This window comes from Psychrobacter sp. Sarcosine-02u-2 (assembly GCF_002836335.1).
GTDB lineage: Bacteria > Pseudomonadota > Gammaproteobacteria > Pseudomonadales > Moraxellaceae > Psychrobacter > Psychrobacter faecalis.
The window spans coordinates 1-19,470 of sequence record NZ_PJBX01000168.1 but is presented as its reverse complement, the minus strand read 5'-3'; the positions used below and the strand labels follow the sequence as shown (position 1 = coordinate 19,470).

Sequence of the window (19,470 nt, the reverse complement as noted above, 5' to 3'; positions counted from 1 at the left end):
TAGGCGGTTCGACTCATCGCTCTTAATAGGTAAAAAAATATCTACATTTAAGGGTTAGAATGAGGAACAGTTAGACCGGGACAATCTATACAAACCATGTAGTTTGAAGTCCTTATGGAGAAATTATGTCAAAAAAATCAAAAAAACCTGACAATCAAATCTGTGCCAATAAAAAAGCTCGTCACGAGTATTTTATTGAAGAGACCTTTGAGGCAGGTCTATCGTTACAAGGCTGGGAAGTGAAGGCCATTCGTGCCGGTAAAATGACCATTACCGAAGCGTATATTATCTTTCGTAATAATGAGGCGTTCTTGTTTGGCGCCCATATCCAGCCGCTGCTTTCAAGCTCAACGCATGTCAGCCCTGATAGCATCCGTACCCGTAAGCTGCTGCTTAATCGCCGCGAAATTGAGAAACTCATGGGCGCGGTCAATCAAAAAGGCTATGCCTGCGTACCATTATCTTGCTATTGGAAAAACTCTTTAGTGAAATGCCAAATTGCGCTTGCCGTTGGTAAAAAGCAGCATGATAAACGTAAAACGCTAAAAGACCGCGACTGGGAGCGTGATAAGCAGCGCGGCTTTAAGCAGCATTTGGATTAAAATTTTCGTAAGATAAGTTTTAATCTAATGCAAAAAGGACGATTCAGCATATTGTTGAGTCGTCCTTTTTTATGACATTGCTAAGGTAAACTTATTAATTTAACGGAGCAAATTTTAGACCGTTTGGGCAATTTTGCTCACTTTTGACTCTTTATGAGCGCGGCGTAATTGACGGATACCGTGCGCGATTAGGCAAGCGATTCCGAGCCAAATTAAGCCATAACTATAAATCATCGCTGATTCAAAAGGATTGCCCAAGACAGTGATTGCTAAGATAAATAATAACGCCGGCTCAATATAGCTCATCATACCGTAAACGTTGACAGGGAGCATTTGACTGGCGTCAACATTGGTTTTCATCGCCAGCACGCTAAGCATGCCAAGTCCTACCAACATCATGATAAAAAAGCTAGAGCTGCCAACCAATCCTAAACTGCTCGGCGCAATGAATAATAAATAGGCGACGGCAAACGGTGCAAAGATGGTCAAATCCACCAGCAAACCTGTAATCGCGCCGATACCTTGTAGGCGGCGTAAGATATAATAAACAGGATAAGTGCCGCAGACCCAAAGCGTCGCCCAAGAAACACTTTGGGTACGTACAATCTCACTACCGACGCCGAGGGCGGCAAAGCCAACGGCCAACCATTGCAGACGGCTTAATTTTTCGCCAAATAGGACGCAACCAAACACCACCATCATCAGTGGAAAGAGAAAATAACCCATTGCGGTTTGCACGCCTTGACCATTAACTGGCGCCCACATAAACAGCCAAAACTGGCTGAGAAATATCGGCGTTGGTAATAATAACCATACCCATTGCTTTACCGTGCGCAGCGCCTTTAATTTATCGAGATGTAAACCTAAACGCCCACTAATCAGCAAATACCCTATTAGCGCCGCCCACATCGCTAGCATACGCCAGATAAAAACTTGGGTGCCAGATAATGGCGCTAAAAAACTGCTATAGGCATAAAGTACACCAAACAACAAATTCGATAATATCGCCAGCGCCACGCCCATTATTAATGTACGCTGCTGTTTGCTACCTGCCGTCCAAACAGCAGGCAACGGCAAGCGTGAAACGGTAGCTGCGAGCATATTAGTAGAGACATTAGAGGGCGTTGGATTGGACATGATAAGCACCGTAAATATAAATAGACGTTAGAAGGCTTAGCGATTTCTTTATTTTACTTATTCAATTATTCACAAGCTTTGATTGCTAAGCTTTAATCAATAGCGTCTATTTTACTAAGATGCTATGAGAAATTATTTCTATATAATCTTTTATTAGAATAAATTTACTTCGGAAATTACTAAAACTTAGTTATTTTCTTATATTTATATCATTAACAATAATATTTATAATAAAAATATTAATATTTGTGATTTTCTAGGGAAGAGATACTGTGAGCCATATTTTAGACGATACCGATAAAGCGATTTTAAATTTGCTACAGGACGATGCGACTTTGCCGTTAAAAACGGTCGCAGAACGTGTACATGTTTCTATCGCTACCACCCAGCGCCGTATTCAAGCATTAATAGATAGCGGTGTGATTACCAAACAAGTCGCTATTGTTGATCCAAATAAGGTCGGTTACGGGCTTACGGCAGTGGTCATGATAGAGATGTCGCGCTCCAATACCTCGATGCAGCATCGATTTGAGCGCTTAATGCATGATCAGCCGCGAGTAATGAGCTGCTATGAAGTGTCAGGAGATGCCGATTTTATGTTGATGGTCAATGCCAAAAACATGAACGATTATCATGAATTTACCCGTAATTTGCTGACTTACGAGAACAATGTGCGCAGCTTTAAAAGCCAGTTTGTAATGAACTTTACCAAGAGCGGCACCAAGATTTTGCTTGATTAATATCAGCTACAAAGCCCATGCAATTTTTATCATTAATAAAAGTGGATAAGTCATCGCTAAAACAGGTACGATAGCAACGAATGTTTGGCATTAAATGCTAGATAAACTATCAACCGTATAGCAGACAAGGAAGCCTGATAATGAGTAAAAAGATACCGCCTATCGATACCAATAAGAATGCTCAGACCCTATCGAAGTTATTCAATCCAAAAACCTTATTAACAGGCGCATCACTTGCGGCATTGCTTGCCAGCTCAGGCTGCGCCACCAGCTCTTTATTAGAAAGTGACAATCACGTCAGCACCAAAGCTAGCAAGCAAATCTTGTCTGAAGACCAAATTGTCGCCTTTGGTCGTCCTGCGCAGGCATTACCAAAAACGCCCAACGCTACCATGGTTATCGTCGGTGAAAAGAACAGCTATGTGCTGACCCAAGGCGGGACGGAAATGATTGGTTTATTAAGCAATCTGACGCCAAAAAATATCCACGTCGATAACGACATGAGTTTTTATGTGCCCAATAATGATGGCTATTTTCAGGGTGAAATGAAGCTGTCGTATGCCAAATTAAAAGATGAATTCCAGCGCTCAGATTATCAATTCTTTTTGCAAAACAATGGGCGCGACTGTACTTCAGCCAGCGACCAACGCATCAATGCTCAGCGCTTTTGCTTTAGCGTGCCTGTCAAAGGTGCTATCTATCCGCAAGTGAGTAATTTAAGCTTGATTCAATCTAATTACCGCGCTTTAAGTAAACCTTATACGGTCAGTTTTTATACTCAAAATCATCAACAACAAGTGTCTCGTAGCGGTGCCAATACCGCGCAAAAGCTGGTGTTATTGCCATTTGCCTTAGCCTTTGATGTAGTCACCTTTCCCTTTCAACTATTAGATCAATAAATTTTTTAGTTTAATTCATACATAAACAAAGAAGGGTTGTTAACGTTTAATAATCCTTCTTAGCAAGAGATTATCCCAAACTATCAATAACTTACCTCGCTATTATAAAATCTCTTTTTTACATAATGAAAGCAATTCATGTTAAAATGAGCGCTTTTAAATGAGCCGTTGTTTATAAATAACGATAACGGCTTTTTTAGTGCCACTTTTTTAATTAACAGGTCCGCTCATGTCTGCCGATACCATCGCCCGCACCGCCTTTAAACAAGGCACCAAACCACTTTACGACTACGACAAACATTGGGCGAGCTGCTACGAGCCTGCGCCTTATTTGCCAATGAGCCGCAAAGAAATGGACGATTTGGGCTGGGATGCCTGTGATGTCATCATCATCTCAGGCGATGCCTATGTCGACCACCCAAGCTTTGGCATGGCGATTATCGGCCGTTTATTAGAAGCGCAAGGCTTTCGCGTCGGTATCATTGCCCAGCCAGATTGGAAGAGCAAAGATGCCTTTATGGAGCTTGGCAAACCGGTTTACGCGTATGGTGTGACCGCCGGCAACATGGATAGCATGATTAACCGCTATACCGCCGATCGTAAAATCCGAAGTGATGACGCTTACTCGCCCGGTAACGTGGCTGACAAACGTCCTGACCGCGCCGCTATCGTTTATAGCCAGCGCTGCCGCGAAGCCTATCCTGATGTTCCTATTATCTTAGGCGGAATCGAAGGCAGTTTACGCCGAATCGCTCATTATGATTATTGGTCAGACAAAGTCCGCCGCAGTATCTTGATGGATGCGCGCGCTGATGTCTTGTTATATGGCAATGCTGAGCGTGCCATCGTCGATGTGGTGCATGGTTTATCAAAAGGTTACACCTTTGAACAAATGAGCAGTTTGCGCGGTACGGCGTACTTATTGACCCCGACCCGCCGTCATTGGCAAGCGGGCATGACCGAGGTTGCTAGCAATGATGTCGATACCGTTGGCCGCGTTGATCCCATTATTAATCCGTATGTCATGACTGAAGACGTTGATCAATGCTCAATCGAGCAAGATAAGACTAGCCCCTCACCCGTTGGACAAGCTACGTCAGCAATGACAGGCATGTCAGCCCAATATGCGAAACAGTATCAAGGCTTTGTCGCCGAACCCGTGACCAATAAAGTCTTAAATGCTGAGCAAGTCGATGAAGATACGCAAGTGGTGCAAATGCGCGGCTTTGATAAACCACAAACCGCACGTAAACATAAACTTAAAATGCCGCCGCGTGAGCAAACGGTCATTCGCCTGCCTGATTATGAGCACGTCAAAGCTGACCCAGTGTTGTACGCACATGCCAACCGTATCTTACACCTTGAAACCAATCCGGGTAACGCGCGTGCCTTGGTGCAGCGTCATAGTAGCGGCGCTGGTAACTCGCATACCTCGATTGACGTTTGGCTCAATCCGCCACCGATTCCGCTCTCAACCGAAGAGATGGATTACGTCTTTGATTTGCCGTACGCGCGTCTGCCGCATCCAAGCTATGGCGATGCGCGCATTCCTGCTTATGACATGATTAAATTTTCGGTCAATATCATGCGTGGCTGTTTTGGCGGTTGTACGTTTTGCTCAATCACTGAGCACGAAGGTCGTATTATTCAAAACCGCTCAGAAGAGTCTATCTTGCGTGAAGTTGAAGCGATTCGTGATACGGCGCCAAACTTTACTGGCGTTATTTCTGACCTTGGTGGGCCGACCGCCAATATGTATCGACTCAACTGTAAAGACGAGACGATAGAGAAGAACTGCCGTAAGCCGTCTTGTGTCTATCCTGATGTCTGCGATAACTTGATTACCGATCACAGTAATTTAACCCAGCTATACCGTAAAGCGCGTGATATCAAAGGCGTGAAAAAGATTCTTATCGCCTCAGGTTTGCGTTATGACTTGGCGATTAAAGACCCTGAATACGTCAAAGAATTGGTCAGCCATCATGTTGGCGGTTATCTAAAGATTGCCCCTGAGCACTCTGAAGAAGCGGTACTGTCAAAAATGATGAAACCTGGCATGGGCAACTACGATAAATTCAAAGCCATGTTTGAGCAGTACAGCCAAGAGGCCGGCAAAGAGCAATATCTGATTCCGTACTTTATCGCCGCTCACCCCGGCACTAGAGACGAAGATATGATGAATCTTGCGCTGTGGCTAAAAAGTCATGGCTACCGCGCTGACCAAGTACAGGCGTTTTATCCGAGTCCGATGGCGACCGCGACCACCATGTACCATACGCATAAAGACCCACTGCATAAAGTGAGTCGCAGTGAGGGCGATATGGATATCGTCAAGTCTGGCAAGCAGCGTAAACTGCATAAAGCTTTCTTACGTTATCATGACCCAAAAAACTGGGTCATGCTGCGTAAAGCGCTGCAAGATATGGGACGTGGGGATTTGATTGGTAAAGGTCGCGGCTGCTTAATCCCGCCATTTAACGCCAGTTTAGAAGGTCGCGATGCCGCGCAAGACAGCTATCAATCGGCGCGTAAAAAGAACAGTCGCTTGGGCAATGACTCAGTGAAACGCAGTAATAATAGTCCTAACGCTGCAAAAAACACCTCGGGTAAAAGCACATCGAGCAAAAATCACAAAAAAGTCAGTAAAGGCAACTTCCAAACACAGCATACAGGTCTGCCACCGCGTAAGACTAAATAGTTCAATACGAAACAGTTAAGCAGCTGTTAACGTTTTTTTGTCTTAACCATGCCCAAATTAAAGCGCCTACTTAACCATGCCCAAATTAAAGCGCCTATCAGCTCAGCAGTCGATAGGCGCTTTTTTATGTTTTGCCCATTAAATATATTGGTCTTTTTAAATAACTGTTTGAGCTTATAGTCAAAATATCCTAAAAACGCGGCGGTATTGCTGATATCAATTTTTTGTAGCCTCTGTCTGCGTAGGCACAGCAAGCAAGAAAAATTGATATTAGCAGTGCGTGATGTATTGATATTATTTTTCATCCGCTATAGTTATTTTACAAAGGCTATTAAGGTCAGCGTTACATTAACCAGTGTTTAAGTAACTTAACGAACATGTAACAAACAATTTCTAACATTATCTAGAAAGTCTTTTCGTTAACATAGGCGCTATATGCATAAGGCGCCGTTAAAAAGCGCACGATTAGAAAAAGCATAGTCGAAAAATACCTGCTAATTTTTACATTTTTGGAGAATGCCATGAATACCCTAACCAAAGTTGCTGTTGCCCTACCTACTCTAGCGCTACTTAGTGCCTGTGCGACCACCGCACCTACTACGCCAAACAAAACCCCTGCGTCAGAAAGCGTGACCGATGTCGCCTATGACCGTATGGCGCCAGCCCCTTATACCTGTACCGATGACAGCAAACTCTTGGCAAAACAGTCAATCAATAAAAAACAAGTTATGCTAAATGCGACTTTACCTAAAGTAAACTGGGCCGACCAACCTATCATTCTAAATGGCGGCGTCCAAGGTGATACGGCAAGCTATGTCAATGAGTCAAACCCAGAAGTAGTCTATGCTTGGCACATGAAAGAAGACAAAGGTATCCTTGCAATGAAATGGGCAGACGGTAAAGAATACCAAGTAAACTGCCAAATAGGCAGATAATGATTTTGGTTTAATCGTGCATTAATAATGATTAACCTATCATTGTTCAATCTAGCAATAATATAAACAGTCATCGAATGGTGGCTGTTTTTTTATGGCTGGAAATTTAAAAGCGTACTCGCCAATGCTTTATTTTATTATGCTAGAGAAGCAACGCGAAAACTGGCAAAATAGCGCTCATAATAATTGCATGATAAAAGGATAGTTCGATGGTTAAGCGTCTCATAAGTATGATGATAATGGCTAGCATAGGCTTGGCGGCACTAATGAGCTGCGATAATAGCGCCAACGATTCTAATGACACTGCTAAATCTTCTACTACGCAAACACCTGACGCAGCAGACGTGCATACTATCGACTGGTCATTGGTCGCAAGCGGCGAAAAAGCTGTTGACCCTGCCAACTATGATTATCCGTTTGCGCTTGATAGCCAAAATGTGCGCGATTATGCGGAGTATTTCGGTGTGGATAATACCACCGCGCAGCACAATCTGACCGTAAGTATGGCAAGCAATGAAGCCCTCTCAAAAGTACTCGATCAGCTTAGCGAAACCTATACTTCACATGAGCTAACCGATGATAAAGAGATGAAACTTATTATTTATACCACGTCCGATGTCGCTGCCAGTCGCTATGATTACGTGCTGTCCGATGACTTTGCTAAGGGACTGGTATTACCTATCGTGATTCAGCCGGATAGTAAGAAGGGTGAGGTTAAAGGACATGGAGAGGTGGCGAAATAGAAGGGTAATTAATCTTATAAAATAAGGCAATTAAATGACTGAGAACATGCAAGAAAGATGCACTATAGACCTTTCAAGTCCTTTTTGGCTACATTACCTATCTTTAGAGAAATCTCTCAAGGAAATAAGTGAATATATAGCTATCAATGAAGATAATTCTAAAAGCTATTCATTTAAAAATATGCAATTGTATTTTGCAATTTGTACTGAGATAGATAGTATATTTAAGCATATAAGAGATAACTTACATCTAAAGAAAATAGAAAGGCCTAACATAGGTCATCACATAAAGATGATTAAAGACTATTTCCCCAAAATCGAAGAAACCATTCTAACGCTTAATATGAGCGGATTCGACTTAGACTTTCAACCTTTTAGCATCTTATTTGAAAATACTAAAACAGAAAAAAGTAATGAGGACGTAGAAAAAAATTCAAACTATGAAGGTTGGTGGAAAGACTATAATTCAGTCAAGCACCAAAGGCTTGAAAACTTCAAAAAGGCTAATTTAGAAAACCTACTAAACTCATTTGCAGCCCTACATATATTAAACTTAGTTTATGTTATCAGTTTGGAAGAAAAACTAGTACCTATATATGACAAAGTATTAATTCAAGCAAATGCTTTACGCGACTATCCTTTCTTTCAAGTTAGAGGAAGTGAAGTTATAAGATATGTTGGTGTCGGTGGCGACTTTTACGGTTGTTATTTAAGCAATAAGCATATCTATTCAGAAAATTAAAATAGCTATAATGTCATAGACTTAAAATGATGCGGGTTACGCTATCGTTAACCCACTATACCATTTAACCTTAACCCCTATACTTTTTTCAACATCGCCAAGAACTCTTCTTCACCCACCACTTTCACGCCAAGTTTTTCAGCTTTAGCCATTTTCGAGCCAGCTTTATCCCCTGCCAGTAGCGCGGTAGTTTTTGCCGAGATGCTGCCCGAGACTTTTGCACCGAGCGCTTGCAGTTTGGCTTTGGCTTCATCACGCGCCATGCTATCAAGCGCGCCTGTAATGACCCATGTTTGCCCATCGAGTGGCAAGCCTTCTGACAGCACTTGCTCAACCTTATCCCAGTGCACGCCAGCTTCGCGCAGTGCCGTGATGACTTCGATATTATGCGGAGCGCGGAAAAACTCATGGATAAGCTCAGCGGTGATCGCCCCAACGTCAGGTGTTTGTAGGAGCTTGTCGATATCTGCTGCCATCAGGCTGTCAAGGTCGCCAAATTGCTGCGCCAAATTCTGTGCTGTTGTCTCACCGACGCCGCGAATACCGAGCGCATAAATAAAACGTGCCAGCGTCGTCTGTTTACTGGCTTCGATAGCATTAACGATGTTTTGCACCGACTTTTCGCCCAATTTTTCAAAATTAATCAGCTCGTCCGTATGTTTATGTAACTGATAGATATCGGCGACGGTCTTGACCAAACCGTGCTCAAAAAAGCTAATCAGCCAACTTGCGCCTAAGCCATCGATATCCATCGCCCGGCGTGAGACAAAATGAATGAGGGCTTCTTGCTGCTGCGCGGGACAAAATAGTCCGCCTGTACAGCGTGCCAACGCTTCACCTTCAGGCAAGACCACAGGTGAGTCGCAGACAGGGCAAGTCGCTGGCAATTTAACCGGCTCTGAATCTGCTGGACGTTGATCAACCCAAACGCGGGTGACTTTGGGGATGACATCCCCTGCACGGTGCACGCTGACCATATCACCTGCGCGCACATCCAAGCGCTGAATTTCACCAAAGTTATGCAAGGTGACATTGCTGACGGTAACGCCGCCGACTTTAACAGGTTCAAGCTTACCAACAGGGGTGATTTGTCCGGTGCGTCCGACTTGCCATTCGATATCATTTAGACGCGTCATGACGGTTTCGGCAGGGAATTTATACGCCGTTGCCCAGCGCGGCTCACGGGATAAAAAGCCAAGCTGCTGCTGCAATGCCAAGTTATTAACCTTGATGACCATGCCGTCAATTTCAAACGGCAGCTGACTACGGGTTTCAATCATCGACTCATAATAGGCTTGTACTTCGCGTGGGTTTTTTACCACTCTCACCGCGCTGACGCTAAAACCTATGTCACCAAGCCAAGCCAATGCCGCTGATTGAGTTTCTATATTTTCAGGTAAACCTTGATTGACTGAATAACAATAAAAGGCCAGCGGACGGCTAGCAGCAATAGCGGGGTCAAGTTGACGTAAGCTACCAGCAGCGGCATTACGAGGATTGGCAAAGGTTTTATCGCCTTTTTCTTCTGCTAGGCGATTGAGACGCTCAAAACCTGCTTTTGGCATCAGCACTTCACCGCGTACTTCTAACAACGGAATATCGCTTGCCGCCGTAAGCCAAAGCGGTAGATTACGAATGGTTTTGGCATTTTGGGTAATATCCTCGCCGGTTTGCCCATCACCGCGCGTCACCGCTTGCACAAACTGACCATACTCGTATTTGAGTGACACCGCCAAACCATCAAGCTTTAGCTCTATTTCGTATTCAGGATTTTTCTGCGCGTCATTGAGACGATCATTGACGCGGCGCATAAAGCCATGCAGCTCGTCATAATCAAAGACATTACCAAGCGATAGCATAGGCACGTCGTGCCTGACTTGGGTAAAGGCGGATAGCGGCGTATCGCCAACTTGATTGATTGAGCTATCGGGCTGTATTAAATCAGGGTACGCCTCTTCAAGCTCCAATAAAGAGCGCCGCAGCTGATCGTATTCACTGTCTTCTAAAATCGGATTATCGAGCACATAATAGGCATAATTATGCGTTTTTAAATTATCAATAAGCGTGCGCATTTGAGCAACGATGGCAGCAGCATTGTCTGCAGATTGGGTATCAGCAGTATTTTTAGAAACAGTATTTTTAGAAACAGTATTTTTAGAAGCAGTCGGTACAATAGGATCAGTCATAGTCGGCGTCTTTTTTTTGCAATTCAAGATGCCGATATGATAACAAGTTTGCAGGTTAGTCGGATATGATTTTGTTGAAAACTCATCCTGTAGAGAGCCGCTTCTGTAGAGAACTAGGTTTATAGACAACCAAATTTATAGAAAATCGGGCGAATGCAATGCTCTGCAATCAAAGCTCAAAAACTAAAAAAGGCAAATAACGTCAAGCGCTATTTGCCTTTACAATACTTTAGGAATAATTTTAACCGTTTATCTATTCAGATTTTACCCTTCATAATCGCGAACTTGGTTACGCAATTGCTGTTTATATTCTGGGGTAATGGGGTCATTCTCTTCGTCGAGCATCACAGCGTCCAGATCACTTGCCATCATATAGGCAATACTCATCATACTGTCAAAGCTGCGTAGCGCTTGCGGATGTGGCAGCGATAAAAAGAGCACCACACCATTATAGGTATTGGTCGCCACGCTATGCGGGTCAAAAGGCGCGATACCACTATCCGTAATGCCCATCATGCTAAACCACAGCATGCCGGTGCCGTCTTTTTGCTCATAGCGATGGAACATATTCATCGCGCCATAACGCAAACCATATTTATCTACTAACGCCAGCAAATCACGCCCACGAATTACTGCTGCTGGGCGGTCGCGATACTGATGCGGCAAGATGGTGATATTGATATTGTCTTTGGCATTAATTAACGGACCGTTTTGCGCTTCATCAACTGGCTCTGAGAGATGCTGATCAAGGATTGGGCTATTATTATCAAAGCTTGGCTCATCAGCGGTATCAATGACTGGCATCAAGCTGTCAGTCGCTGACATGAGGCTTGAAAACGCGTCCGGCTCTTGCTCGATATGCATCTGCTCAGCCGCTTCGGTAAACTCGCTGTTGTCTGCTCGCTGCTGCTCCTCTTGCCAGCGCGCATAGTCGGCGTCATCTACCACGCCATTATCCTCATTACTATCATGGCGATCAGCGGTTAGCTGGGCATTGACATTGCTATGAGATTGGGTCAATGGCTCTTCTTCAACCACGGCATTGAGATAACTGCGATCAGGGGCGATGCTGGTTTCGCCTGCGACCGTATCGTCCAAGTCTGGCTGCTCGACGATATTGCGCTCATGACGCGGAATAATGGGAATACCGTTTTTATCATAATTGACCGCGGCAGCCTCAGCAGTTTTGCGCCGTTTAAAGCTGCGAATGACCATAAATAGCCCTGCAAGCACGATAAATGCGGCAATGGCGATCAAGATAAACTGGATAGCGGTCATGAGAAATACATCCTAATATATGACAAAAGGGAGAGTACAAGTGCGAAGAAATGGCAATAGTCTAGCATGGCTAATGCATATCGTCACCATATAGTCAGCGTTTATCATTGGCCCTGAAGCCTTCACTGACTAATTTTCCGACTACTCGCCTGACTTTAAATGCTAGCCCTAACTATACCACTGACAAGCGCTTGCCGTTATTAATTATTTTGCTACTCGGCCGCTCTTAATCAGAAAGGTAATTTGCCGCTTCGTCGAGTGACACACTGACCAAGGTAGAAATCCCCGCACTTGGCATGGTAACGCCTTTTAACTCATCAGCAATCTGCATCGTCAGCTTATTATGACTGATAAAAATAAACTGCAAATCATCTGCCAACTCATTTATCAAGCTGGTAAAGCGGGCGACGTTGGCATCATCAAGCGGTGCATCGACTTCATCAAGCACACAAAATGGCGCTGGATGCTGCTTGAATATCGCAAAAATTAAGCTAAGCGCGGTCAATGTTTTTTCGCCACCCGACAGTACCGCAAGGCGACTATTGCGCTTACCTTTTGGCTGTGCCATTAAGGTCAACCCTGCCCGCCACTGTTCTGACTTTGGCGCATTGGTAGGCATCTCGTCCGTATTAAGCGTTAAGCTTGCTTGCCCGCCACCAAAGACTTTAGCAAATAAATTGGCAAGCTCGTTATTGACCGCGTCAAGCGTCTGCATAAATAGCGTCTTGGTGGTTTCATCAATTGAGGCAATCGCTTCCGTCAAGGTCTGCATACTGGCGGCAATATCTGCTGTTTGCTGCGCAAGTGGCTCTAAGCGCTCATTAACTTCTGCCAATTCTGCTACTGCGGCGAGATTGACCGCGCCAATTTTACTTAATTGCTGCTCAAGCTTCGCACGCTCAGATTCTAATTCTGCGATTTTATCTGGGCGGACGCGGCGATCATGGGCGATAAAATCCGTCAATAAATTTGAGACGCTCATTACTTGTTGCTGATGCTGCTGAACTGTGTCCGATTGCGCTTGATATTTATGGCTGATCTTGTAATAAGCCTCTAGCGCTTCTTGGGTATGGCTACTGGCATCCTCTAATTTTGCAGCGCTTAATGCCAGCTCAGTGGCAAGACCGGCAAGCTCAGATTGCTGCGTTTGCAAGGTATCTTGTAGCGTATCTAGCTCAACTTGCTGCTGATTATATTCCCCTTTAAGCGCCGTTAATGCAGTCTCGCGTGTCGTTAATACGACCTGCTGCTCATCGCGCGCGCTTTGCGCAATTTGTAATGCTACTTGCAGTGCTGGCAGCTTAGCTTGCTGCTGTTCATGACGCGTTTTTAAACTGTGCTCGTTTTGCAGCGACTTTTCATGCTGCGCAGTTGCCCGAGCAAGACTGCTAACACTATGCTCTAAGCGCATCTCGCTCTGCTGAATACGCAGCTGCATTGCTTGCCAAGTGTCATCATCTACCTGCCGCGCGCGATTTAGCTCACTGCGCTCGGACTGTAATTGCTGACTTAATAAACGCGCATCGGCTATTTGCGGCGTCAGCGCTGCTATCTCACTTTGGATATGCTGCTGCTCATGAGTTAGGGTCTGCTGTTCTTGCTCTAATTCTTGCTGTTCCTGCTCAAGGGCAACTTTATCAGCATTTAGGCGCTGACTGTCTGCTTGTAGTCGTTCCGCATTGGCGCGCTTGGTGGTGAGCTGTTGCTGGTATTGATGCTTATCGCGGGTTAATTGCTCAGCTTGCGCGCGCGTTTCCTCTAAGCTGACCGTTAGGGCATCATAGTTGCGTTGATTATTAGCAATCGCCTTTTGCTGCTCTTGTATTTTAGTCTCGAACTCATCAAGTAAATCTTCTAACGCTTGCAAACGGCTGCGCTGCTGCAAACGCTGGCTTAAGAATTGGCTATTGCTCTCATTTTGACCATTTTGCGCGCCAGCAAATTTGCTCAAATTAATCGTACCCTGACGACTGATAATCCAACCATCAGTCGTGAGTAGAATAGCGGATGCTGGCAATGCTTTTAAAGTAACAGCCAAATCTTCAAACGTTTGCTGATTATTAATTTCATGTTGCGCGCTATATAAATAGCAGTGCTGCCACAACGCTAAATTTGGTGCAGTAATCAGCGCTGATAATGACAATACTTTATCCGTTAAGTGATTTGGCAAAGCACTGATAAATGATTTTGCGCCTTTATCATTTGTCTGAGCAGGTAGCCATAGACTATGACCATTTTCTAGCTGCGATTTATTCTTTGAATTGTCGTTCTCGTTTTGCATGGTTTGATAAGTAAATAAATCTGTTAAATCCTGCTCGAGCGCTTGCCATAAACTATCATCTTTTTGAGAATTGTCATTAATCTTTTTATCGCTTGACTGCTTAGAAATCAGCACATGGCTATCCAGCCATAACGCCAATATGCTATCGAGTAGCTCTGCGTGCTGCTGCCCTTTGGCGCTTAACTCAATCTGCTCACGCAAGGTGATAATCGATAATTCGTTTCCTAAATCATTGTTTAAATCGGCAGTTTTTACGTTAGCAAGCTGTTGTGGTTTTGGTAAAGGCTTCGGATGTAATATCTGATGCAAGGTGTCGTATTCACCTGCCAAGACCGCATGACGTTTTTCATCCTCGCTTAACTCACGCTGCTGCGTGTTTAGACGCTGCTGTAATTCATGCGCTTGCGGTTGTAGCTCGGATAGGCGCTCATCAACGCTATCTTGTTGACGCTCAATCTGCTGCAGCTGTTTATTGAGCTCGGTCACTTGTGCATTTAACGTCTGCTGTAAACTTTTCGTATCAGCGTCATTTTGCAAACCAGCACTTTCGACTGGTGATAGCGACTGTTGTAGCTGCTGCCAGAGATTTTGCCAGTTTTGCTGGCGGCGCTGCCATTTATCATGGTTTTGCTGCTGGCGTTTTTGTGCCTGGTTATTAATCGCTTGCTGCTGCTCAAGAGCGCGCGCATTATCTTGCAGGCGGGACAGCTTATTTTGCGCATCATGGTAAGCGCGCTGTAAGGGCTGCTCGTTGCGTTTATGCCTGTCGCGTTTATCGTTAAGCTCGCTAAGCTGTGGGCGCAACTCTTCTAGTACATTTTTCTGCTCGGCTTGTTCAGCTTTTAAGCGCTTAATCTCGCTCACCGCTTGCTGACGCTGCTGCTCTAGACTGGCAAGCTGCTGTGCAATAACGTTTAATTGTGATTTGGCATCGCCTAATTGATGCTCTGCTTGTTGATAGCTTAGCTGCTGCTGATAGTGGCTGCTTTGCGCATCGTCTTTGAGCCACTGCTCTTGATTGATATGCGCTGCAAGCTTGTCTTGTTTGGCTTTTAGCGCGTCATAACTGGCTTGTAAAACGGCAACTTCACTAGCGCTGCGCTCATGAGCGATTTTTTGCTGCTGCTGATGATGCTTGGCTTGATAAAGCTGTTGAATGGCAAGTTGCTGCTTGATATCGGCAAGCGCTAACGCTAGCTCTTCATAACGCTCGGCACTGGCCGCTTGTTTAGATAAGCGTTTTTGTTGGCTGACTAGCTCGCTTTGCATATCGTGCAGACGTGCTAAATTATCCTGGGTTTTCTCAAGTTTCTTTTGCGTCTCTTCACGGCGCGCTTGATAGCGCGAAACGCCAGCAGCCTCTTCGATAAATTCACGCAGCTGCATGGGGCTTGATTCAACAATCCGCCCAATCATACCTTGCTCGATGACCGCATAACTGCGCGCGCCAAGCCCTGTGCCCAAGAACACATCGACCACATCACGGCGGCGACAGCGCGTACCATTGATAAAGTAGTCCGAGCGTCCCTCTAAATTTACCTGACGGCGGACAGACAGCTCATGGTACAGATTAAACTCATGGCGAATCCCCGTCTGCTCATCTTGCGTATGCTCAAAGGTCAGCTCGACGCTGGCAACACTTTTGGCGGCTTTATCCTGCGTGCCGGCAAAGATGACATCGCTCATCGCCCCGCCGCGTAATTGCTTGGCGGAAGTTTCGCCCAATACCCAGCGAATGGCATCAATGACGTTGGATTTGCCGCAGCCGTTTGGCCCGACGATGGCGGTGATACCATGACGGAAGGTAAAAGTGGTTGGATTGGCAAAGGATTTAAAGCCTGCCAGCTTGAGAGATTTTAGTCGCATGGAGAATCGATAAACTTAGCAAAAACAGGCGGCTATTCTACCGCAAATTGTGACGAGTTTTTAGGGTTTGTGAAGGATGCTATAATAGTGGTGAAAATTTGCATGATGCATTTAAATAATAACAATTAAGGCCATGACAATGACTGAAGATAGTTTTGAAAAATATAATCCGCAAGAACTACAACAAAAATATGAAGAATGGTGTGAGCTGCATCGTCAGCAGCTTGAGGCGCAGCAGCAGTTTTTGCGCGCTGAAGCCTTGCAAAACGAGTTGAAAGACTACTATCTCAACCCGCAATGGATGACAGACCGTGAAGCGGATCTGCCGATTGAGCACTCGGGTCAAGCGCACTCAATCTTTAGTGAAGATGCGCTATGGAGTATGCTCAGCGACCATGATGAGCTAGCCAGAAAGTGGATGCGTTTGGGGCTTGATGCGATTGATAGGAGATAAAGTCTAAATCACCCCAATCCCACTTAACAATAATTGCCCGCCAGCAAATAATAACAATACGCCGAAAGCACGCTTAAGCGTCAGCGCGGGCAATACATGGGCAAGCTTAGCACCGACTTTTGCCATCGAAAAGCTAGCGACAGATATGCATAAAAAGCCCGTGATATGCACAAATCCTATCGTACCTATGGGCAGATTGACCACGTCTTGACCGAACCAGGCAAAGCCTATCGCACCAGCGACGGCAATGGGCAAACCGCAAGCAGCAGACGTACCGACCGATTGTTTCATCGGCAATCCTGCCCAGTTTAAAAACGGTACGGTCAAACTACCACCGCCAATGCCAAAAATAGACGACGCCAAACCAATCCCTGTCCCTGCCCCAAACTGAATACCAGTTGACGGTAACGGCTTACCCAATTGTTCTTTATTGGACAAAAACAACATTTTTAAAGCAACCAATAACGCCCCGACACCGATGATAGCTTGCAAGACTTTTCCGTCAAGCATATCGGCGATACCGGCACCAACCAAGCTGCCAATGACCAAGCCCAACGCCATTTTGCGCCACACTTCCCAGCGTACGCCGCCGCGCTTATTATGGGCAGTCAGTGAGCTGATAGAGGTCACCACAATTGTCGCCAGTGAGGTGCCAATCGCCAAATGGGTGACCACTTCGGGTGAAAAATGATAGGCGGTAAAAATCCAAACCAATGCGGGTACGATAATCATGCCGCCACCAACGCCAAATAATCCGGCGCTGACACCCGCAAACGCCCCTGCAATCACAAACCACACATATAACATCATCGAATCGGCCTTTTATCCTGCGTCTTTTTTATTAAAATCGTATAATCATCTAATTGTATAGTCACTCGAACATTACCTGCTCAATCGCATTTGCTAAATCATAATCCGACCTTTATGCTGTTTGTTTTGTATTGTTAATGAGCAACAATCGCTCAGTATACCAAAGTTTATCCACGCCAATTTATCCCATCGACGAAACTTATTATGCCGCCATTTAATCCATCATCTGACGCTTTGTCTGCCCAACCTTTTGAGTCATTGAAGTCATTAGAGCTTGAGCATTTACCTAAGCTTAACCACCGCCATCTTATTAATAGCCCCTCGACCAATAGTGAGCTGATAACAGCGCTACAAAATGGTAGCCTAAATGCAGCCGAGATGCATCTACTAACAGCGGAAACCCAAAGCGCTGGTCGCGGACAACACGGGCGCTCATGGCAATCGCCGCGCGGCAATGTTTACCTGTCGTTATATCATCCAGTGCATCTACCGATTAGCGGTTTATTGTCGCTGATTATCGGCGTTGAACTGGCAAAAATGCCCGTTATCCAAGTGCTAAACGAACAATTGCGCACGCAAGGATTGGCAACAATCGGGGTAAAATGGGCTAATGATTTGGGCTTTTATTCAAAGCAATATTCGCAGCAGCATTCATTTCAAAAACAATCTGAACCTAAATCGAATGACGCTGCTTTAAAGCCGCTTGAATCTACCAAACAAACCCTACCTTTTCATAAGCTTGCTGGCATTTTAATAGAACCCATAACAAAAGCAGGAAAATTGGTGGGCGTGGTGATGGGCGTGGGTCTAAACGTGCAAGCTACGCCTAAGCTTACGGCACAAACTTGCGAGGGTATGAGTTATCAGGCGATTAGCTTACGAGATATTTGTGCCATGCTTGAGCCAAAAGCGCCGCCTATTTTACTTCCAGACCTAAAAACGCTTTATCAGCAAATGAGTGAATCTTTAATAGCAGCGATGACCCGCTTTGAGTATTTAGGATTGGAGAAGCCAACCGGGCAGCGTTATTATTTGGACAGTTTTTTGGCGCAGTTTGACGCGATGGACGCATTGGCAGGGCTGCGTTTGCGCGTCACCCAAGACTACAACGGCAATGTCGAGACGCTGACCGGTTATGCATGCGGTCTTGATACACATGGATGTTTGCAATTACGTGAATATAACGGTAAGATTTCTGCGCTTTTTACCGGTCGTATTGATGTGATTGGTGACGCTTAAACCTTTCAGCCCCACCCTTAAAAAACCATACTGAACGAGCACTATATAAAGGGATTTTTATGCTCTGGTTAGATCTTGGCAATACCCGTCTTAAATACTGGCTCACCGATGATATCGGGCAGATAGTTGCGCACGATGCCAAGCAGCATTTGCAAGCGCCTGCCGAACTGCTCATGGGTCTGACCGATCGTTTTGCGCGTTATGCGCCGGATTTTATTGGAATTTCCTCGGTATTGGGCGATGACTTAAATTTAAAAGTATCTGTAACCTTGAGCCGCCTGAATATTCCGTTTGAATTTGTCCACGTCGATGCTGAGCATGCCTTGATGCAAAGCGCCTATGATGACGAACAGCTCGGCTGCGATCGCTGGCTACAGATGCTAGGCGCGGTGGATAAGAAAAAACGCCAGTGTGTGATTGGCTGCGGCACGGCGGTGACGATTGATTTGATTGATCACGCTGAGCACTTAGGCGGTTATATTTTCCCCAGCATCTATCTGCAACGTGAGTCGTTATTTTCTGGTACCAAGCAAATTACTATCTCTAATGGCACTTTTGATAGCGTGAGCCCCGGCATCAACACAAAAGACGCCGTCCATCGCGGCATTATGTTGTCCATCGTTGGCGCGATTAATGAAATCAGTAACCGTTATCCAAACTTTGAGCTTATCATGACCGGCGGCGACGCGCATATCATTGCCCAACATATCAATCGTTCGGTGCGTATGCGCGATGATTTATTATTAAATGGTCTGGCTCGTTATTTTGACCATAGCAGACAGGTTTAGAGCGTTGTAAGTTTTTCGAAATAAAAAAGCAGGCCGTTTTAAGCGACCTGCTTTTTTATTTTTAGTTTATTC

The 19,470-nt window shown here is 45.1% G+C and carries 15 protein-coding genes; 10 read left to right on the top strand and 5 right to left on the bottom strand.

What is annotated here, in order from left to right:
• Positions 1 to 125: 125 nt before the first annotated feature.
• The gene (gene smpB / locus CXF58_RS09370) at positions 126 to 602 is read left to right on the top strand and encodes an SsrA-binding protein SmpB (protein ID WP_068405891.1); all 477 of its coding nucleotides are present in this window, start codon (positions 126 to 128) and stop codon (positions 600 to 602) included.
• Between the two features lie 114 nt (positions 603 to 716).
• Here smpB and rarD read toward each other — a convergent pair whose 3' ends face one another.
• Entirely contained in the window at positions 717 to 1,739 is a 1,023-nt protein-coding gene (gene rarD, locus CXF58_RS09365) for an EamA family transporter RarD (protein ID WP_068405895.1), read from the bottom strand.
• Between the two features lie 272 nt (positions 1,740 to 2,011).
• On the opposite strand from rarD, the gene CXF58_RS09360 reads away from it, so the two are divergent.
• The 6 genes from CXF58_RS09360 (at position 2,012) to CXF58_RS09330 (ending at position 8,496) form a co-directional block, all read left to right on the top strand.
• Entirely contained in the window at positions 2,012 to 2,479 is a 468-nt protein-coding gene (locus CXF58_RS09360; protein WP_068405899.1) for an Lrp/AsnC family transcriptional regulator, read from the top strand.
• Positions 2,480 to 2,619: 140 nt separating this feature from the next.
• Positions 2,620 to 3,378: a YidX family protein gene (locus CXF58_RS09355; protein WP_228706586.1), complete on the top strand. Its 759-nt coding sequence runs from the start codon at positions 2,620 to 2,622 to the stop codon at positions 3,376 to 3,378.
• 229 nt (positions 3,379 to 3,607) lie between these two features.
• Complete coding sequence (locus CXF58_RS09350; RefSeq protein WP_068405902.1) at positions 3,608 to 6,076, top strand: YgiQ family radical SAM protein; 2,469 nt, start codon at positions 3,608 to 3,610, stop codon at positions 6,074 to 6,076.
• A 521-nt stretch (positions 6,077 to 6,597) separates the two neighbouring features.
• Positions 6,598 to 7,011, top strand: coding sequence for a hypothetical protein (locus CXF58_RS09340; protein WP_102077321.1), 414 nt, complete (start codon positions 6,598 to 6,600; stop codon positions 7,009 to 7,011).
• A gap of 209 nt (positions 7,012 to 7,220) precedes the next feature.
• Positions 7,221 to 7,754, top strand: a complete 534-nt coding sequence (locus tag CXF58_RS09335) for a hypothetical protein (protein WP_102077320.1) — start codon at positions 7,221 to 7,223, stop codon at positions 7,752 to 7,754.
• Positions 7,755 to 7,788: 34 nt separating this feature from the next.
• Positions 7,789 to 8,496, top strand: coding sequence for a hypothetical protein (locus CXF58_RS09330; RefSeq protein WP_102077319.1), 708 nt, complete (start codon positions 7,789 to 7,791; stop codon positions 8,494 to 8,496).
• A gap of 77 nt (positions 8,497 to 8,573) precedes the next feature.
• Here CXF58_RS09330 and ligA read toward each other — a convergent pair whose 3' ends face one another.
• The 3 genes from ligA to CXF58_RS09315 all read right to left on the bottom strand — a co-directional run bounded on the left by ligA (position 8,574) and on the right by CXF58_RS09315 (position 16,107).
• A complete protein-coding gene (ligA, locus tag CXF58_RS09325) occupies positions 8,574 to 10,682 on the bottom strand; it encodes an NAD-dependent DNA ligase LigA (RefSeq protein ID WP_102077318.1) in 2,109 nt (702 codons plus the stop codon).
• A gap of 264 nt (positions 10,683 to 10,946) precedes the next feature.
• On the bottom strand, positions 10,947 to 11,960 hold the full coding sequence (locus tag CXF58_RS09320; RefSeq protein ID WP_102077317.1) for a cell division protein ZipA: 1,014 nt from the start codon (positions 11,958 to 11,960) through the stop codon (positions 10,947 to 10,949).
• Between the two features lie 226 nt (positions 11,961 to 12,186).
• Positions 12,187 to 16,107 (bottom strand): AAA family ATPase, encoded by a 3,921-nt coding sequence (locus CXF58_RS09315; RefSeq protein WP_102077316.1) that lies wholly within the window; start codon positions 16,105 to 16,107, stop codon positions 12,187 to 12,189.
• Positions 16,108 to 16,246: 139 nt separating this feature from the next.
• Between CXF58_RS09315 and CXF58_RS09310 the strand changes: the two genes are divergently transcribed.
• The gene (locus CXF58_RS09310) at positions 16,247 to 16,561 is read left to right on the top strand and encodes a DUF4298 domain-containing protein (protein WP_102077315.1); all 315 of its coding nucleotides are present in this window, start codon (positions 16,247 to 16,249) and stop codon (positions 16,559 to 16,561) included.
• A gap of 3 nt (positions 16,562 to 16,564) precedes the next feature.
• Here CXF58_RS09310 and CXF58_RS09305 read toward each other — a convergent pair whose 3' ends face one another.
• Positions 16,565 to 17,368: a sulfite exporter TauE/SafE family protein gene (locus CXF58_RS09305; RefSeq protein WP_180952564.1), complete on the bottom strand. Its 804-nt coding sequence runs from the start codon at positions 17,366 to 17,368 to the stop codon at positions 16,565 to 16,567.
• Between the two features lie 207 nt (positions 17,369 to 17,575).
• Here CXF58_RS09305 and CXF58_RS09300 point away from each other — a divergent pair, with 207 nt between their 5' ends.
• Together CXF58_RS09300 and CXF58_RS09295 are read left to right on the top strand one after the other, a co-directional pair.
• On the top strand, positions 17,576 to 18,610 hold the full coding sequence (locus tag CXF58_RS09300; RefSeq protein WP_102077313.1) for a biotin--[acetyl-CoA-carboxylase] ligase: 1,035 nt from the start codon (positions 17,576 to 17,578) through the stop codon (positions 18,608 to 18,610).
• 59 nt (positions 18,611 to 18,669) lie between these two features.
• On the top strand, positions 18,670 to 19,398 hold the full coding sequence (locus CXF58_RS09295) for a pantothenate kinase (RefSeq protein WP_102077312.1): 729 nt from the start codon (positions 18,670 to 18,672) through the stop codon (positions 19,396 to 19,398).
• Positions 19,399 to 19,470 lie beyond the last annotated feature (72 nt).

Bases quoted from the DNA above. Each gene is read 5' to 3' on its own strand.
- smpB (WP_068405891.1), top strand. From the start codon at position 126: ATGTCAAAAAAATCAAAAAAACCTGACAATCAAATCTGTGCCAATAAA.
- rarD (WP_068405895.1), bottom strand. From the start codon at position 1,739: ATGTCCAATCCAACGCCCTCTAATGTCTCTACTAATATGCTCGCAGCT.
- CXF58_RS09355 (WP_228706586.1), top strand. From the start codon at position 2,620: ATGAGTAAAAAGATACCGCCTATCGATACCAATAAGAATGCTCAGACC.
- CXF58_RS09350 (WP_068405902.1), top strand. From the start codon at position 3,608: ATGTCTGCCGATACCATCGCCCGCACCGCCTTTAAACAAGGCACCAAA.
- CXF58_RS09340 (WP_102077321.1), top strand. From the start codon at position 6,598: ATGAATACCCTAACCAAAGTTGCTGTTGCCCTACCTACTCTAGCGCTA.
- CXF58_RS09335 (WP_102077320.1), top strand. From the start codon at position 7,221: ATGGTTAAGCGTCTCATAAGTATGATGATAATGGCTAGCATAGGCTTG.
- CXF58_RS09330 (WP_102077319.1), top strand. From the start codon at position 7,789: ATGACTGAGAACATGCAAGAAAGATGCACTATAGACCTTTCAAGTCCT.
- ligA (WP_102077318.1), bottom strand. From the start codon at position 10,682: ATGACTGATCCTATTGTACCGACTGCTTCTAAAAATACTGTTTCTAAA.
- CXF58_RS09320 (WP_102077317.1), bottom strand. From the start codon at position 11,960: ATGACCGCTATCCAGTTTATCTTGATCGCCATTGCCGCATTTATCGTG.
- CXF58_RS09315 (WP_102077316.1), bottom strand. From the start codon at position 16,107: ATGCGACTAAAATCTCTCAAGCTGGCAGGCTTTAAATCCTTTGCCAAT.
- CXF58_RS09310 (WP_102077315.1), top strand. From the start codon at position 16,247: ATGACTGAAGATAGTTTTGAAAAATATAATCCGCAAGAACTACAACAA.
- CXF58_RS09305 (WP_180952564.1), bottom strand. From the start codon at position 17,368: ATGTTATATGTGTGGTTTGTGATTGCAGGGGCGTTTGCGGGTGTCAGC.
- CXF58_RS09300 (WP_102077313.1), top strand. From the start codon at position 17,576: ATGCCGCCATTTAATCCATCATCTGACGCTTTGTCTGCCCAACCTTTT.
- CXF58_RS09295 (WP_102077312.1), top strand. From the start codon at position 18,670: ATGCTCTGGTTAGATCTTGGCAATACCCGTCTTAAATACTGGCTCACC.